The organism is Acidimicrobiales bacterium (genome assembly GCA_035316325.1).
GTDB lineage: Bacteria > Actinomycetota > Acidimicrobiia > Acidimicrobiales > VFJN01 > DASXTK01.
This window is the reverse complement of sequence record DATHJB010000168.1, coordinates 26,488-42,878: the sequence shown is the minus strand read 5'-3', so window position 1 is coordinate 42,878 and position 16,391 is coordinate 26,488. Positions and strand designations below refer to the sequence as shown.

Annotated in this window: 14 protein-coding genes; 4 read left to right on the top strand and 10 right to left on the bottom strand. The window is 73.5% G+C overall.

The genetic code is table 11. From position 1 onward, the window contains the following. The 3 genes from VK611_21980 to VK611_21970 all read left to right on the top strand — a co-directional run. On the top strand, window positions 1-759 hold a 759-nt coding region (locus tag VK611_21980; GenBank protein ID HMG44017.1), incomplete at its 5' end, for an aldose 1-epimerase. A 9-nt stretch (window positions 760-768) separates the two neighbouring features. Then, a complete protein-coding gene (locus VK611_21975) occupies window positions 769-2,556 on the top strand; it encodes a glycoside hydrolase family 15 protein (protein HMG44016.1) in 1,788 nt (595 codons plus the stop codon). Window positions 2,557-2,579: 23 nt separating this feature from the next. Continuing rightward, entirely contained in the window at window positions 2,580-3,809 is a 1,230-nt protein-coding gene (locus tag VK611_21970; protein HMG44015.1) for a cytochrome P450, read from the top strand. Between the two features lie 7 nt (window positions 3,810-3,816). Here VK611_21970 and VK611_21965 read toward each other — a convergent pair whose 3' ends face one another. The 10 genes from VK611_21965 to VK611_21920 form a co-directional block, all read right to left on the bottom strand. Beyond that, window positions 3,817-5,556: a DUF2207 domain-containing protein gene (locus VK611_21965; protein HMG44014.1), complete on the bottom strand. Its 1,740-nt coding sequence runs from the start codon at window positions 5,554-5,556 to the stop codon at window positions 3,817-3,819. Window positions 5,557-5,565: 9 nt separating this feature from the next. Beyond that, complete coding sequence (locus VK611_21960; GenBank protein HMG44013.1) at window positions 5,566-6,042, bottom strand: nuclear transport factor 2 family protein; 477 nt, start codon at window positions 6,040-6,042, stop codon at window positions 5,566-5,568. 15 nt (window positions 6,043-6,057) lie between these two features. Then, complete coding sequence (locus VK611_21955; GenBank protein ID HMG44012.1) at window positions 6,058-6,708, bottom strand: class F sortase; 651 nt, start codon at window positions 6,706-6,708, stop codon at window positions 6,058-6,060. Window positions 6,709-6,860: 152 nt separating this feature from the next. Further along, complete coding sequence (locus VK611_21950) at window positions 6,861-7,787, bottom strand: DUF4397 domain-containing protein (protein HMG44011.1); 927 nt, start codon at window positions 7,785-7,787, stop codon at window positions 6,861-6,863. A gap of 24 nt (window positions 7,788-7,811) precedes the next feature. After that, window positions 7,812-9,542 (bottom strand): hypothetical protein, encoded by a 1,731-nt coding sequence (locus tag VK611_21945; protein ID HMG44010.1) that lies wholly within the window; start codon window positions 9,540-9,542, stop codon window positions 7,812-7,814. 13 nt (window positions 9,543-9,555) lie between these two features. Beyond that, window positions 9,556-11,130, bottom strand: coding sequence for a glycosyltransferase family 2 protein (locus VK611_21940; GenBank protein HMG44009.1), 1,575 nt, complete (start codon window positions 11,128-11,130; stop codon window positions 9,556-9,558). A 492-nt stretch (window positions 11,131-11,622) separates the two neighbouring features. Further along, the gene (locus tag VK611_21935; protein ID HMG44008.1) at window positions 11,623-12,426 is read right to left on the bottom strand and encodes a septum formation family protein; all 804 of its coding nucleotides are present in this window, start codon (window positions 12,424-12,426) and stop codon (window positions 11,623-11,625) included. 39 nt (window positions 12,427-12,465) lie between these two features. Beyond that, window positions 12,466-13,977 (bottom strand): VWA domain-containing protein, encoded by a 1,512-nt coding sequence (locus VK611_21930; protein HMG44007.1) that lies wholly within the window; start codon window positions 13,975-13,977, stop codon window positions 12,466-12,468. Then, entirely contained in the window at window positions 13,977-14,915 is a 939-nt protein-coding gene (locus tag VK611_21925) for a MoxR family ATPase (GenBank protein ID HMG44006.1), read from the bottom strand. Before VK611_21925 ends, VK611_21930 begins: the two co-directional genes overlap by 1 nt. A gap of 49 nt (window positions 14,916-14,964) precedes the next feature. Next, window positions 14,965-15,771 carry a helix-turn-helix domain-containing protein gene (locus tag VK611_21920; GenBank protein ID HMG44005.1) on the bottom strand — a complete coding sequence of 269 codons (807 nt, stop codon included), beginning with the start codon at window positions 15,769-15,771 and terminating at the stop codon, window positions 14,965-14,967. 63 nt (window positions 15,772-15,834) lie between these two features. On the opposite strand from VK611_21920, the gene VK611_21915 reads away from it, so the two are divergent. Then, a complete protein-coding gene (locus VK611_21915; GenBank protein HMG44004.1) occupies window positions 15,835-16,383 on the top strand; it encodes a TIGR03086 family metal-binding protein in 549 nt (182 codons plus the stop codon). The last annotated feature ends 8 nt before the right edge of the window (window positions 16,384-16,391 follow it).

Sequence of the window (16,391 nt, the reverse complement as noted above, 5' to 3'; positions counted from 1 at the left end):
GGCGAGGAGCTCCTCGGACCGGAAGGGCTGCCGTTCCTGGCACCGTGGGCGAACCGGCTGGGCGACCGGCGGTACGCGGTCGACGGCGTCGTCGTCGACCTGGAGCGGCTCGACCTGCCCACCGACCCGAACGGGCTGCCGATCCACGGCACGCTGATGCACCGGCCGGAGTGGGAGGTCGTCCGGCACGAGCCGGCGCGGCTGACCGCGACCTTCGACTTCGCCGCCCACGACGACCTGCTCGCGTCGTTCCCGTTCCCCCACCGGCTGACGATCGACGTGACCGTCGACGGCGCGACGCTCGGGCTGGCGACGACCCTGGAGGCGACCGGCGACCGGCGGGTTCCGGTGTCGTTCGGCTACCACCCCTACCTCCGCCTGCACCGCACCGCGCGCCTGCGGCTGCCGGCCCGTCGCCACCTGCAGCTCGACGCCCGGTACCTGCCGACCGGCGACGTCGACGACGAGCCGGCCGAGGACGAGCCGCTGGGCGACAGCACCTTCGACGACCACTACGAGGTGGGCGACCACGGGGCCGCGCTGGGCTTCACCGGCGAGGGCCGGAGCGTCACGCTCACCCTCGACGAGGGCTACCCGTACGCCCAGGTCTTCGCCCCCGAGGGCAGCGACTTCGTGTGCCTGGAGCCGATGACCGCACCCGTGAACGCCCTGGTCGACGGCACCTGCTTCCTCGTCCCCCCGGGCGACGCGCTCACCGCCCGGTTCTCGTTGCACGTGGGGCGCCTCCCCGGGCTGTAGAACCACGGGGTGCCTGCTCCCATCGAGGACTACGCGCTGCTCGGCGACACGGAGACGGCCGCCCTGGTGTCGAAGGAGGGGTCGGTCGACTGGCTGGCCCTCCCCCGCTTCGACTCGGGTGCCTGCTTCGCCGCGCTGCTCGGCACCGAGGAGAACGGCCGCTGGTCGATCCGCCCGGCGGGCGAGATCCGCAAGACCACGCGCCGCTACCGCGCCGGCCTGGTGCTCGAGACCGTGTGGGAGACCGACGACGGCACCGTCGCCGTGATCGACGGCATGCCGCTGCGCGACGAGCGGCCCAACCTGATCCGCATCGTCGAGGGCCGGAGCGGGACCGTGCCGATGCACCTCGACCTGACCGTCCGCTTCGACTACGGCTCGATCGTCCCCTGGGTGCGCAACATCGAGGGCCGCTGGCACGCCGTCGCCGGGCCCGACGCCCTCGTGCTGACCACGCCCGTGGCGCTGCGGGGCGAGAACAAGCACACGGTCGCCGACTTCTCGGTGGGCCCCGGCGACCGGTTGCCGTTCGAGCTGCAGTGGCACCCGTCGCACCACCCCATGCCCGAGGCCGTCGACCCGTTCAAGGCCATGGCGCGCACCGAGCACCAGTGGAACGAGTGGATCGACCGCTGCACCTACAAGGGGCCGTGGGAGGACGCACTGCGCAGCTCGCTGGTGGTGCTCAAGGGCCTGACGTATCACCCGACCGGTGGCATCGTGGCTGCCGCCACCACGTCGCTCCCCGAGTCGATCGGCGGCGGGCGCAACTGGGACTACCGCAACTGCTGGCTCCGCGACGCCACGTTCACCCTGCTCACGCTGCTGGAGTGCGGCTACACCGAGGAGGCCCAGCGGTGGCGTGACTGGCTGCTGCGGGCCGTGGCCGGCGACCCGGCGTCGCTGCAGATCATGTACGGGCCGGCGGGCGAGCGTCGCCTCGACGAGCAGGAGCTGCCGTGGCTGCCCGGCTACGAGGGGTCGCGGCCCGTGCGGATCGGCAACGGCGCCTCGTCGCAGCTGCAGCTCGACGTGTGGGGCGAGGTGCTCGACGCCCTGTACTCGGGGCGCCGGGCCGGGCTGGCGGCGTCGCACGACGCCTGGCAGCTGGAGCGGGCGCTGCTCGACCACCTCGAGGGCGCCTGGAAGGACCCGGACGAGGGCATCTGGGAGGTGCGGGGCCCACGCCGGCAGTTCACGCACTCCAAGGTGATGGCCTGGGTGGCCTTCGACCGGGCGGTGCGGTCGGTGGAGTCGTTCGGGCTCGACGGCCCGGCCGACCGCTGGCGGGCGCTGCGCGACGAGGTCCACGCCGACGTGTGCGCCAACGGCGTCGACGAGCGGGGCGCGTTCGTGCAGTCGTACGGGTCGACCGACCTCGACGCCAGCCTGCTGCTGGTCCCGCTGACCGGCTTCCTGCCGCCCCGCGATCCCCGGGTGCGGGCCACCGTCGACGCCATCGCCACCGAGCTGACCGACGAGTCGGGCTTCGTGTGGCGCTACGAGCCCAAGGTGGAGGTCGACGGGCTGGGCGGGAAGGAGGGCGCCTTCCTGCTGTGCACGTTCTGGCTGGTCGACTGCCTGGCGATGACCGGGCGGGTCGAGCAGGCGACGGCGCTGTTCGAGCGGCTGCTGGCGCTGCGCAACGACGTGGGGCTGCTGTCGGAGCAGTACGACCCGGTGGCGGGGCGGATGCTCGGCAACTTCCCGCAGGCGTTCAGCCACGTGGCCCTGGTCGACAGCGCCACCCACCTGCGCGACTCCCGGGGTGGGGCGCTGCGCCGTCGCACCGAGTAGGGGCGGCCCGAGGCTGACAGAATGTGACGGCCTGTCAGGTTCTGGAGGACGCCGTGGCCGACCACCCCACCCGCGACGACATCGACCTCGTGTCCGGCGAGTTCTGGGGCCGCGACCCGCACGAGGCGCTGACCTGGATGCGGGCCAACGCCCCCGTCTACTTCGACGGCCGGGCCTGGGGCATCACCCGCTACGCCGACCTCAAGGCGATCTCCACCGACACCGCCACCTTCTCCAACGCCCAGGGCATCCGGCCCGACGCGATGGCGATCCCGATGATGATCGACATGGACGACCCCGAGCACGTGCGGCGCCGCAAGCTCGTCAATCGGGGGTTCACCCCCCGCCGCGTGCGCGAGCGGGAGGACGAGGTGCGGCGGGTGTGCGACGGGATCATCGACCGGGTGGCCGACAAGGGCGAGTGCGACTTCGTGTGGGACATCGCCGCTCCTCTGCCGCTGATCATGATCGGCAACGACCTCGGCGTCGCCCCCGAGGACCGTGAGCAGCTGCTGGCCTGGAGCGACGCGATGCTCAGCGGCCTGACCGGCGACCCGGCGACCATGGGCGCCGCAGCCGACGCGTTCGTCGGCTACAGCGACTACGCCACCCGCGTCATCGCCGACCGCAAGGCCGAGCCGCAGGACGACCTGATGAGCGTGCTGTGCCACGCCGAGGTCGACGGCGACCGGCTCGACCACGACTCGCTGGTGCACGAGTCGCTCCTGATCCTCATCGGCGGCGACGAGACCACCCGGCACGTGATCTCCGGCGGAGCGTGGCAGCTCCTGTCCGACCGCTCGCAGTGGGAGGCGCTGCGGGCCGACCCGGCCAGGCTGGCCACGGGCGTGGAGGAGATGCTGCGCTGGGTCAGCCCGATCAAGAACATGAACCGCACCGCCACCCGTGACGTGGTGCTCGGCGACCAGGAGATCCACGAGGGCGACAACGTGCTGCTGCTCTACCCGTCGGCGAACCGGGACGAGGACGTGTTCGACGAGCCCTTCCGGTTCGACGTGGAGCGCGCGCCCAACGACCACGTCGCCTTCGGGTTCGGCACCCACTTCTGCCTCGGCAACAGCCTCGCCCGGCTGGAGCTGAAGGTGATGTTCGAGCAGCTGCTCCGCCGGCTACCGGACCTGGAGCTCGTCGACGCCGCCGAGCCCGGCTACCGCGCCGCCAACTTCATCTCCGGCTACGAGTCGATGCCGGTGCGGTTCTCGCCGGTCGCCAGCCCGGTCGCGCCGACCTGAGCCCGGATCACCAGCTGCCGCCGCCACCGCCACCGGCGCCGCCCCCGACCGAGCCACCACCACCAACGCCGCCCGACGACGAGGGGGCCGTCGCCGTCGCCATCGTGGAGGCCATCAGCAGCGGAGCCAGGTAGACGTAGGACAGGCCCGCGCTGCTGGGGATCGCGGTGGAGGTCTGCACCGCACGCGACCAGCGGTCGACCTCGCCGGTGGCCACCGCCCAGGCGGTGTACTCGCGGAGCACGCCCCGCTTCGCCGCCTCCTCGGCGTGGAAGGCCTCGGACTCGGCCAGGAACCGCCGGAACGACTCGACCCGCAGCCACGCCGCCGAGCCCGCGGGCGTGCGCACCCGCAGCTCCCATCCGGTGACCGCGGTCGCCAGGCCGGCACCCGCGATCACGCCGCCCAGCGCCACCGGCACGAGGAAGCCGCTGCCGTTCATGTTGGCCAGCGCCGCGCCCACACCGGCGACCACCACGCCGACGACCACACCGACGATGCCGAGGAGGAGCGCCGTGACGCGCCGCCGGTCGGCGGCGGCGTCCCAGAGGCCGCACTGGTCGCGCCACCGCTCCAGCTCCGTCCCCAGCTGGCTCCAGGCCGCGGCGAACTGGGGGTCGTAGCTGCCCAGGTCGATCTCGTCCCGCCCGTCGAAGGCGACGTCGAGGACCGCCGAGTGCTCGGTCGAGCCGTCCTTGCGCACGAGGCGGACCGCCCGGCCGTCCTCCTCCACCAGCTCGACGGCGCCGTCGATGGCGGCGTCGATGAGCCACGCCACCTTGTGCTCGGGCGCGACCGTCTCGGTGAGGACGATGCCGCCGTGCGACGGGCTCAGGTCCTCGGGCGGGGCGAACTCGGTGGTCGCCATCTGCGCCAGCTCGTCGGCGTCGACGCGCACCTCGCCGACCGGGTTGGCCGACGACCAGGCCGCGTCGGCCGCACCGCCGACCGCGACGCGCTCGCGCCCGGCGCGGCGCACCAACCACCTCGCGGGGACCGCGGCCACCAGCGCCGCGGCGGCAGCTGCGGCCGCGGGCGGCAGCAGGCCGGTGCCCGGCTCGGCGGGCATCTCGGTGGGCGGCGACGGGGCGACCACCGGGCCGACGACCGGGTTGCCGGTGCGGGCTTCCAACGACACGCCCTCGCCCTTGCTCAGGTCCTCGACCGTCACCGCGACGTGCCCCGGCGCGATGACCTGCAGATCGTCGTCGCAGGACGTCTCGGAGCCGGCGTCGCCGACGAAGCAGCGCACGTCGAGCAACTCGGTGTCGGACACGAGGTGGACCTCGGCCTCGTCGATGGGGACCTCCCACTCGGTGCCCACCGCGTTCCAGTTGATCTCGTCGCCCTGCAGCATCGCCGGCAGGGGGAAGCCGATGCGGTAGCGGTGCCGCCCGGTCACCGTGCGGGCGGCGTCGCCGACCCGCAGCTGGGTGCCCCCCGGCTCGCGGGTCACTGCCAGGTCGTCGGGCGCGGTGTCGGACTCCACCGTGATCGGTGCGTTCGGGTCGAGGTCGGGCACGATGCGGCGGAGGCCGTGCTTGTCGACCGCGAGGGCCCCGAAGTCGTAGTCGACGACCTCGGTGACCTGCGCCGGCCCGTCGGTGCCGACGTCGGCCAGCACCCACAGCGACGCGATCCGCTCCTGGTCGCCGAGCGCCGCACCCGCCAGGCCCGCGGCGCCCACCAGCAGGCCGCCACCGGCGAGGACGGCCGCGTCGAGGCGCCGACGGCTCTTGGGCTGCATCGGACGAACCTACCGGCTCGCCGGAGGCAGGTCGGACGGGAGGCCGGGCACGGCGGGGACCGGGCCGGTGCGGGCCAGCGAGCGGTAGCGGCGCGCCGCGAACCACCAGCGACCGTCGACCCGCTGGTAGTCGTCCTGGTAGAGGCCGTAGGCCTGGTGCCAGTCGTCCGTCGCGGCCTCGTGGCGGATCTCGGTCATGAAGATGCGACCGGTGGCCGCGTCGCGATCGTCGCCCTCCACGTCGACCACGGCGTTGAGGATCACGAAGGCGAAGTGGTCGTAGCGCTCGATGGCGGCCCCGATGAAGCCGCCCAGCTCGTCGGGGCCGGTGAAGGTGCGGGCCGGCGCCGTCACCGTGTCGACCAGGACCGTGGTGGTGGCCAGGAACAGGTCGTGGAGCTCGGGCCAGGCGCGGCGGGTCACGATGTCGGCGTAGGCGTGCTGCAGGCGCCACAGCGCCACGACGTCGGCGGTCGGGTCAGGCATCGGGTCCTTGGGGGTTCATCCCAGCACCGGCGTGCCGTCGACCACCGCGTAGACCACGAGGTTGTCGAGGTAGTGGCCGATCGAGCGGTCGAAGGCCCCGTCGCAGGTGACGAGGCGCAGCTCGGCGCCGGGCACCGGACCGTACACGCCGGCGGTCGGGAACTGCTCCTTCGGGTAGCTCTCCACGCCGGTCACCCGGAAGCGCACCTGGCTGCCGTCGGCCCGGTCGACCAGCACCTCGTCGCCGGGGGCCAGCTCGGCGAGCCGGGCGAACACCGCCGGCCCGTCCGGCGAGTCGACGTGGCCGGCGATCACCGCCGGCCCCGGCTGACCGGGCTGGGTCCCGGCGGCGAACCAGCCCGCCACGCGGTAGTCGACCGGGGCGCGCAGCTTGCCGTCGTCGCCCATCGCCAGATCCTCCAGGTCGGAAGCGACGCCGATCCCCGGGATGACCACCCGCGCCGGCGGCGACGGGGCCGGCACCACCAGCTCCGGCGCCCCGGCACCGGTCGGGCGGGCCGGCCGCTCGACCTCGGGGAGGGCGATGGCCCCGTCACCGGCTACGGCTTCGACGCTCGGACGGCGGTCGGAGGACTGCCCGACCACGGCCACGCCGGCTACTGCCCCCGCCACCAGCAGCCCCGCCACGGCGAGGAGCAGCGCCACGGGCGGCCCGCCGCGCCGGCGGGGCCGACGACCTCGTCCCCCGGCTGCGTGCCGGGGGACGTAGCGGTCGACCGGGACCGTCGCCGGACGCCCCGCCGACGACGGTCCACGGCCGCTCGCGCGATGGCGAGGAGCGTGGTCGCGTGCGCGGCTCACGCGCTCCGGCGGCTCACCAGGATCGCTCCGGCCAGGGCCACGGCCAGCGCCGCGCCGATCCCGGCCACCAGCGGCATCGACGACCCGCTGCCCTGCGTGTCGGCGTCGCCGACGACCAGCTCGGCGAGACCGCCGCCGCCGGTGTCGACCCCGCCCAGCGGCGTGGCCTGGCGCGCTCCCAGCGGCCCGTCCGACGACACGTCGGTGCCGGTGGCGTCGACCACCCGGGTGAGCTCGATCTCGCCCGCCGCGTTCTCCAGCACCGCCAGCGTGTTCACGGTGCCGGCGTCGAGGGTGAGGCGGCGCTCCAGCTCGGTGCCGCTGCTGGTGGACACCTGGACCGTGTACGCCCCGGCGTCGATGGCCGCGTAGCCCGTGGCGGTGGCGAACGCCCGGTCCTCGGCCAGCGCGGGCCCGTCGACCGTGGTGACGTCGACCTCACCCGCCGTGCTCGACGCCTGGATGAGGCGCACCTTCGCCTTGCCGGCCGGCGGCGGGGCGATGTCGTCGGTGAGCAGGGCCTTCTGGAGCTCGGCGTTGGGGCCCATGGCTGCGAACGTGTAGGCCGCGCTCTCGGCCAGGTCGGCCGAGGCGGTGACGGCCGGCGCGCTCTCGGCCGGGGCGCCCATGGGTCGGAGCAGGAACGTGTAGCTGCCGGCCGGCAGCGCGGCGTAGTCGGAGACCTCGCCGTAGCCGAGACCCTCGAGCACCCGGGTCTCCTCACCGTCGAAGCCGGCGACGTAGACGTCCATCTCCGGTGTGTCGGGCGAGAAGTGGGCCAGGCGGATGTGGGCGTTCGCCTCCTGCGCCCCGGCCGGTGTCACGACCGTCAGGACCGCGGCCAGCGCCGCGAGCACGGCGAACGGCGCCGCGCGGCGCCACCGTGCTCCTGGATCGGAATGGTCCTTCACGCTGTTGCGCATGTCTCCGTTGCTCCTGTCGTTCTGTCAGCCGAGCGGTGCCGGCTCGTAAGTGACCGTGACCTGGACGTCGTCGATGACCTCGACGTCGGCCGGCTGGTAGGGCGGCTGCTGGACGCGGAGGATGTCGGCGGCGAGGAGGGCGTCGCCGGGGGTGGCGAAGCGCAGCTCGGCGACCCGCCGCGGTGCGCCGGCCTCGACCTCGGCGGGGTCGGCCGGGAAGGCGGTGACCTGGTAGGGGCGGGCGGTGCCCAGCGCGACGAGCGTGGTCATGAGGCGCAGGTCGACCCGGCCCCCGACCAGCACGCGGCGGACCTCGGTCGTCATCTGCACCGACGGGTTGTCGGCGAGCTCGGCGCCCTGGCCGGCGGCGGCGGTCCCGTCGTGCACGGCCCCGGGCGGGGCGCCGATGCGCACCAGCTCCACCCGGTCGTCGTGCGAGCCGAAGGTGGCCAGCGGCACGGCACCTTGCAGGACGTCCGGCGGCGCGGCGGCCCGCAGCGCCGGGGTCACCAGCACCACCTGGTGGTCGGCCCAGGCTCCCTCCCCCGGTCGGGGGCGGCCGACGTCGTCGGGGAGGGCGATCGCCTCGTGGCCCGTCAGCCGCTCGACGGGGATGCCGGCCTCCACCAGGTCGACCCACACGGCGTCGTCGACCACGAGGCGCACGGGCGACTCGGCCAGGTTGGCGTGCACCCACGCCTCGGCCTGCACCACGGGCTCGACGTCGGCGCGGGCCTCGTCGGGGACGAGCAGGCGGTGCTCGACGCCCCACCAGGCGACGACCGTGGTCGCCGCCACCGCCGCCACGACCAGGAGCGGGGTGTGGGGCCGGTCGGTGGCGCCGCGACGGTGCCAGGCGGTCTGCGCCAGCCCCCCGACGGCCAGCGCCGCCGCCGGCAGGAGCATCACCACGAGGCCCGCGGCCGCCTCGTCGCCGCCCAGGTGGCGGAGCCGGTAGCCGATGCCGTCGAGCAGGCCCGGGTGGTCCTGGGTGGCGGCCAGCTCGCCCGACGCCGCCACCGGCACCAGGTAGGCGGCGCACACCAGCACGAACAGCGTGCCGCTCACCACCAGCGCGTAGCGCCGGGTCGAGGGGACGCTGGAGCGGCGCAGGTGCCACACCAGCAGCGGCAGGAACAGCAGGGCCGTCTCCCGGGTGAGCACCGCGGCGGCCAGGCAGGCGCCGCTGCCGGCGTAGGCGACGAGCGGCCGCCGGGGGTTGCTGGCCAGGGCGAACGCCGCCAGCAGCCAGGGGACGGCCAGGTTGTCGAGGGTGACCTGGCGGTGCAGCTCGACCGCCAGCGGCACGAGGCCGAACACCACCAGGGCGACGGCGGTGGCCCAGCGGCGCAGGCCGAGGCGCCGGCCCAGGATCCACAGCAGCGCCGCGGACGCCACGTAGGCCACCAGCATCAGCTCCCGACCCGCCCCGATCGCCGTGGGGGCGCGCTCGAAGGCCGAGGTCAGCGACGTCCACAGGCCGAGCAGCAGCCAGCCGAGCGGCGGGTGGTCGTACCAGTCGGTGACGTGGGTGCGGAGCCCGCCGTCGAGCAGCCAGGCCCGGCCGACCAGCACGCCTTCGCCGGTCGTGCGGCCGGGGGCGTCGGCCAGGTGCACCGCGTGGACCGCGGCCCCCGCGGCGACGACGGTGGCGGCGATGGCGAAGTCCTGGATGCGCCGCACGGGCAGCGACTCCACCCGGTAGCGCCAGCCCGGCCCGTCCCGGGCGAACGCCGGCGTGGTCGCGGCGCTCACAAGTCCCCACCCCTCATCGCCGGGGGTCGCCCACGGCGCGGAGTTGGGGGCGGTGGTCGGAGAGGTCGACGACGTCCGCGGTCAGGCCGTCGAGGCGGGAGTGCCGGTCCTGGGAGGGCGCGATGGGCACGGACGGCTGTCGGGCGTCCGTGCCCCGCGTGAGGAAGCCCGGCAGCGCGGCCAGAGCGGCCAGGCTGACGAGCAGGTCGTAGGGCAGGAAGGAGACCACGAGCCGCAGCCGGTCGCGGGCCCGCACGCGGTGTCCCTCGAGTCGGCCCAGCTCGGCGAGGCCCGCCAGCTCGGCGCCGACGACCACCGGCACCGGCAGCGCCGGGAGCACCGCCAGCACCACGGCCGCGGTGGAGGCGCCGGCGACGACAACGCCGACGAGCGCCGACACCACGGCCAGGGTGGTCGTCGCCTCCACCAGCGGGCGGGCCAGCATCGCCCGGGCCTGCAGGCGCTGCCGCCGGGTCGGCAGCCGGCGCCACACGCCCTTGCGGAGCACCTGGAGGTAGCCCCGGATGCGCTGGTGGTGCAGGCGGAGCAGGGCGCGCAGCGTGGCGGGCGCCGCGGTGCGGGTCGCCAGCTCGGGGTCGTAGGCCGCGGTCACCGGGATGCCCAGCACCGACAGCCGGACGCCCAGCTCGCGGGCCTCGTCGACGCCGCGCTCGTCCCAGCCGCCCACGTCGCGGAGCACCTGGCCCCGCACGAACGACGTGGTCGGCTCCAGCGGGGTGAAGTGCTGGTGGGCGTGGAACTGCAGCCGGCTGCGCGACCAGAAGTACTGGTCGACCACGCTGCGGGCCGCGAACCAGCGTCGGGCGTGCAGGACGTGGCGGACACCGCCCTGCACGGCCCCGACCGCCGGGTCGGCGAGACAGGCGTCGACGTGGCGCAGCAGGCGGGGGTGCACCTGGTCGCCGGGCTGGAACACCCCGACCACCTCGCCACGGCACTCGTCGAGCGCGGCGTTGAGGCTGGCGGCCCGACCGCGGCGCAGGTTGCGGTCGACGAACACCCGGACCCGACCGGGGTAGCAGGCCTCCGCCTCGGCCGCCACGGAGCGGTTGGCGATGTCGTCGTAGGCCACCACCGCGACCACCTCGTAGGACGGGTGGTCGAGCCGGGCCAACCCGTCGAGGGTGGCGTCGAGGTCGCCGGGGTGGCGGCGGGACGTGGGGACGAGCAGCGAGAAGCTGGTGGACGTGTGACCGTTCACCGGCCCGAAGCCCGACGCCGCCAGCGAGGCCGGCGAGCGCCACACGTAGAGCATCCGGGTGAGGCGGGTGATGCCGATGCCCGTCGCGGCCAGCGAGGCGAGGGCGGCCAAGGCCCAGCCGACGGCTTCCAGGGCGCCGACGTCACCGAGGTCGAGCAGGCCCGAGGATTCTTGGGGATCGTCCGAGATTGGCGCCGGTACCGGCTGATCCGGCGCCTGGTCGGTGGGTACGATCGAAACGCCGCCCTCGGGTGGCAGCAACGTCCCTTCCGAGGGCTCGTCCCCATCGGTGGCACCCGCGGTGCCTCCCCAGACGAGCGCGAGGGCAGCACCCAAGGCGAGCGCGCCCGCCACGCGCCCACTCACGGTGGCAATACGATGCCCCATGCTCCCCGCGCCTTCCTCCGCCTAACCCAACTTCGACATGCTGGTCAGCCGTGACGCGAGCGTCAAGGATCGCCCATAGCCGTCACGAGAACGCAACGCGGAGCGCCTCCACGGCCACTCAACGGTGGGATCGTCGTACGCCCCGGGGCGATCGTGTTGCGGCGGGCGGGTTCACCCGACGTTCAGAATCTGGCCACGCTCCCCTGATCCAGAGGTGACAGGTGCGCAACATCGCGCGCCTACCGTGATGCCAGTGAAGTTCTCACGCCCCGGGTCGGCTCCCCCCGCCGGCCCCGGGGCGTGGATCCTCACCCTCCCCAAGAGGGCAACCTCGGTCGGGTGGCACTCGACGAGCGCTCCAGCGGCACGGCTGGGGCGCTCGTCCTGTCTTGCAGCCGGTTGAGGCGAGGGTGAGGGCGATCGGCGGGCCGAGCTGGCGCTGTCCGCCGATCGCGCCTCCTCGCTGACGAGCTACCGGGCGGCGCCTTCGAGGGTGCCGGTGGTGGGGCCGGCCGGGTCGGACACGAGGCAGGTGATCTGCCGGTCGTCGAGCCGGTCCCACGAGTCCTGCGTGGGATACAGGTAGTACAGGTTGAGGGCCGTGCCGTCGAAAGGCATGCCGACGAAGCCCTCGAACTGCTCGGAGCAGCCCGTCTGGGCTTCCTGCTGGGCGGCAGGCACGCCCGGGTAGGTGTCGCCGGCGGCGCTCATGTCGAACTCGGCGAACACCTCGGCGTCGTGCGGCTCGGTGCAGGGGACGGCATCGACGGTCTCGAGCTCCGACTCCTCCGTGGGGTTGTTGATGCAGTCACCCGTTCCCAGGTCGAAGACGTCCTCGGAGCCGGCATCGGTGATGGTGCCCTCGTCGTCGCGCTCGGCGTCGTCGCCGCCCAGCGCCACGGCGCCCACCACCAGCGCGCCCCACACCACCGAGGCGACGATGCCACCGATCGCCAGGCCCCGGCCCTTCTGCCCCGACCGGCCGATGCGGTTGAGGGCGATGATCCCGAAGATGATCCCCAGTGGGATGCACGACAGGATGCCGAGCACCAACGCGGCGATCGCGAAGCCGTCGGTGCCCTGGCCGCCGCCCGGCGGCGACCACCCCGGCCCACCGGCCGGCGCAGGCGGGAACCCACCCGGCGGCGAGGGGTACCCGGGCGGCGGCGGCTGCTGCGGCGGGTAGCCGGGCTGCTGCGGGAAGCCACCCGACCCTGGCGGCGGCGGTGCCGACGGCGGCGGCTGCCCACCTCCCGGTTGCCACGGATCACTCATCACGACCTCCCAGCTCGTCCCACCGCAAGAGGGGGCACGTTATACGAGATGATCGACGAACTTTTCCAGCTGGCGCAGGTTGCGGCACTCGAACACACCGTCGCAGAACGTGGAGTACTCGCCGATGATCGAGTCGCCGGTGTTCCAGTAGCTCTTCGGCTCCGGGTTCAGCCAGTAGAGGTGGCGGGCCCGGTGCTCCATCTCCTTGAGCACCCACGACTGGGAGGCGTGGTAGTTGTTGCGGGCGTCGCCCAGGAGCAGCACGGTGGACTTCGGCCCGATCTCCCGGCCCCAGCGCTTCCAGAACTCCTCGAAGGCGTGGCCGTAGTCGGAGTGGCCGTCGACCCAGATCACGTCGGCCTCGGTGTTCACCCGGTGCACCGCCTCGGCGATGTCCTCGGTGCCCTCGAACAGGCGGGTGACCTCGTCGATGCCGTCGATGAACACGAAGGCCCGCACCTTCGAGAACTGGTTGCTGATGGCGTAGACGAGGTGGAGGGTGAAGCGGGCGAAGGCAGCCACCGAGCCCGAGATGTCGGCCACCACCACGATCTCCGGCTTCGACGGGCGCGGGTAGCGGAACTTGGGGTCGGCCGGCACGCCGCCGTAGCTGAGCGAGTGCCGCATGGTCGACCGGAAGTCGAGCGGGCCCTTGCGGCCGTGGCGGCGCTTGCGGGCCAGGCGCACCGCGAGCTTGCGGGTCAGCGGGTAGATCGCCTTGCGCAGCGACGCCATCTCCTCGCGGCTGGCGTGCATGAAGTCGACGTCCTCGGGCAGCGGCTTGCGCAGCGTGCGGGCCATGGCGTCGACGCCGCGGTCGGCCACGAGGCGGCGACGGATCTCGGCCTCGATCTGCTTGCGGAGCTTGTCGATGCGCGACTCGTACTCGTCGCGCTCGAGGCGCTCCTCCAGCGGGGAGAGCTGGTCGTCGGCGCCCTCGCGGGCCTCCTGCATGAGCTTGTCGAGCAGGCCGTCGAGGTCGAGGTTCCGCAGCGTGCGGTACAGGTAGTAGGTGCCGCCGACCGGGCGACCCGGCTCCATGCCGGCGTAGCGCCGCACGGCCTGGCGGGCCAGGGCCTGGAGCATCGCCTCGTTGCCCTGCTGGAGCGCCCGGTAGAGCATCTCCGCCAGCTCCTCGGGCGTCATCATGTCGCCCGAGCCGTTGCCGCCCGGCTGGTCGCCCCGCTGCTGGTCGGCCAGCTCGCCGAGCAGCTCGTCGAGGTCGGGCATGCCCCCGGCCTGCTCGTCGTTCAGGGCGAAGTCCTTGCCCCGCAGCGAGAAGTACACCTCGAAGACCGTCTCGAACACCCGCCAGTGCGAGGCGTTCTTCACCAGGGTCGCGGCGAGCGCGTACTTGAAGGCCTCGCGGTCCTCGATGGGGATGTGCTTCACCGCCTCCATCGCGTCGAGGTTCTCGGTGAGGCTCACCGGCAGGCCGGCGGTGCGCAGCTCGGAGATGAAGCCCGACAGCAGCTCGGTGAGCGCGACCCCCGCCCCCATCGCCTCGCGTGTGAGGGCGGCGCCGTTGCCGGCGATGCCGCTTCCGGCCATCAAGAGGTCCGTTGCCAGGGCTTGCCGGGAGCTCCCGACGCCGCGCCCTCGCCGCCGAGCGAGTCGTCCTGAGCCAGCTCCTTGACCGCCTTGGCGATGTCGGTCTGGTACTTGAGCAGGATGTTGGCGGTGCTGGTGGCGACCTCGGCGTCGACCTTCTCGACCCCGAGCAGCAGCAGCGTCCGGGCCCAGTCGATGGTCTCCGACACCGACGGCGGCTTCTTCAGCTCCAGCTGGCGGATCGAGCGGACGATGCGGGCGACCTGCTCGGCCAGGCCCTCGGTGATGTCGGGCACCTTGGCGAGGACGATCTGACGCTCGCGCTCCAGGTCGGGGTAGTCGACGTGGAGGAAGAGGCAGCGGCGCTTGAGGGCCTCGGACAGCTCACGGGTGTTGTTCGAGGTGAGGAACACCAGCGGGATCTGGGTGGCGACGACCGTGCCCAGCTCCGGGATCGACACCTGGTAGTCGGAGAGGATCTCCAGGAGCAGCGCCTCGGTCTCGACCTCGACCCGGTCGACCTCGTCGATCAGCAGCACCACCGGCTCCTCGGCGCGGATGGCCTCCAGCAGCGGCCGGGTGAGCAGGAACTCCTCGGAGAAGATGTCGTCCTCGATCTCGGCCCAGGAGGCGCCGTCGTTGCGCTCGGCCTGGATGCGGAGGAGCTGCTTCTTGTAGTTCCACTCGTAGAGCGCCTTCGACTCGTCGAGGCCCTCGTAGCACTGCAGGCGGATGAGGCGGGACCCGGTCATGTCGGCCACCGACTTGGCCAGCTGGGTCTTGCCGGTGCCGGCCGGGCCCTCGACCAGGACCGGCTTGCCGAGGCGATCGGCGAGGTAGACCACGCCGGCGATGCCCTCGTCCGCCAGGTAGTCGACCTTGCGCAGCGACTCGCGCACGGCGGGGACGGACTCGAAACGGTACGCCTGCGACTCCATCGGGCCAGGTTACCGGCCGACTTGACCGCAGGGTCAATCTTTGGAACGTCTACCCACGAGTGTTCTCACGGGCGTAACGGTCGGGTGGGACGCCGATGGCGCGGGTGAAGCTGCGCACCAGATGGGCCTGGTCGCTGTAGCCGAGGTCGGCCGCGAGCTGCGCCCAGTCGATGTCGCCGCCCGCCGCCGCCGTCTCGGCCGCCTCGTGCAGCCGGTAGCGCTGGATCACCCACTTGGGGCTCACGCCCACGTGGTCGGCGAAGCGGCGCTGCAGCCGGCGGACGCCGGTGTCGCACTCGGCCGCGAGGTGGTCGACCCGCAACAACGTGCGGTCGGCGGCGATGCGCTCGACGATCGAGGTGGTCGCCTCGGAGGGCTGCAGCTCGTCGGGCAGCCGGGCGTCCAGGTAGGCGTCGACCAGGGCGATCCGCGCCGACCACTCGTCGGTGGCCGCCACCTGGCGCTGCACGGCGTCGACCGGGGCGCCGAGCACGTCGCCCGCCGGCTGCGTGCGGTCGGTGAGCCCGGTGAGCGGGCCGTCGAGCAGCGGGCGGAACCCGGCGGGGCGGAACATCACGCCGAGCGCCCAGCTGCGCCCCTCCAGGCGGCGGGTGACCCGGGTGTGGCACGGCCCGGTGACGTTGACCACCTCGGGCCCGAACACCAGGTTCGCCACCGGGTGGCTGAGGATCTGCTGGTCGTGGACGTCGGCGCCCAGGTCCCAGCTCAGCGCGGCGTACCAGGTGACGAAGCGGGCCACCCGGGGCGACGGGTCGAAGCGCTGGTGGTCGAAGCGGGTGCGGGCCCGCATGGGGTCGATGATCCCGCGGGTGCTCTCGGAGACCGGTGGGGCCACGGACCGCAGGCTATGTCGTGTTCCTTCAAGACTGTGCGTGGCAGGAACGGGCAACCTTCTCGTATGAGTGAGATCGCCGACCGCTACCGCCGCCTCTCGTCCGAGTTCGCCGCCAAGGTCGACGCCGTGCCCGCCGACCGCTGGGACGGCCCGTCGCCGTGCGACGGTTGGACCACCCGTGAGCTGGTCCGCCACGTGGTCGACACCCAGGGGTTGTTCCTCGGCTTCGTGGGGCGCGAGCTGGGCGACATCCCCTCGGTCGACGACGACCCGTCGGGTGCCTGGAAGGCCGCGAGCGCCGTGATCCAGGCCGACCTGGACGACCCCGAGCGGGCCGGCGCGGAGTACGAGGGCTTCCGCGGCCCCACCCGCTGGGACGAAGGGGTCGACGGGTTCCTCAACTTCGACCTGGTCGTCCACGGCTGGGACCTGGCTCGCGCCGCCGGCGTCGACGAGACGATCGACCCCGGCGACGCCCAGCGGATCCTCGACCGGGCCTCGGCTCTGGGCGACATGATGCGGTCGTCGGGCGCCATCGGCCCCGAAGTGCCGGTGCCCCCGGACGCCGACGTCCAGACCCGGATGCTCGCCTTCCTGGGCCGGAAGCCCTAACCGCTCGG

Excerpts from the sequence above, each read along its gene's own strand:
- VK611_21930 (HMG44007.1), bottom strand. The coding sequence starts at position 13,977 with ATGGCCGGAAGCGGCATCGCCGGCAACGGCGCCGCCCTCACACGCGAG.
- VK611_21965 (HMG44014.1), bottom strand. The coding sequence starts at position 5,556 with ATGCAGCCCAAGAGCCGTCGGCGCCTCGACGCGGCCGTCCTCGCCGGT.
- VK611_21960 (HMG44013.1), bottom strand. The coding sequence starts at position 6,042 with ATGCCTGACCCGACCGCCGACGTCGTGGCGCTGTGGCGCCTGCAGCAC.
- VK611_21950 (HMG44011.1), bottom strand. The coding sequence starts at position 7,787 with ATGCGCAACAGCGTGAAGGACCATTCCGATCCAGGAGCACGGTGGCGC.
- VK611_21935 (HMG44008.1), bottom strand. The coding sequence starts at position 12,426 with ATGAGTGATCCGTGGCAACCGGGAGGTGGGCAGCCGCCGCCGTCGGCA.
- VK611_21925 (HMG44006.1), bottom strand. The coding sequence starts at position 14,915 with ATGGAGTCGCAGGCGTACCGTTTCGAGTCCGTCCCCGCCGTGCGCGAG.
- VK611_21915 (HMG44004.1), top strand. The coding sequence starts at position 15,835 with ATGAGTGAGATCGCCGACCGCTACCGCCGCCTCTCGTCCGAGTTCGCC.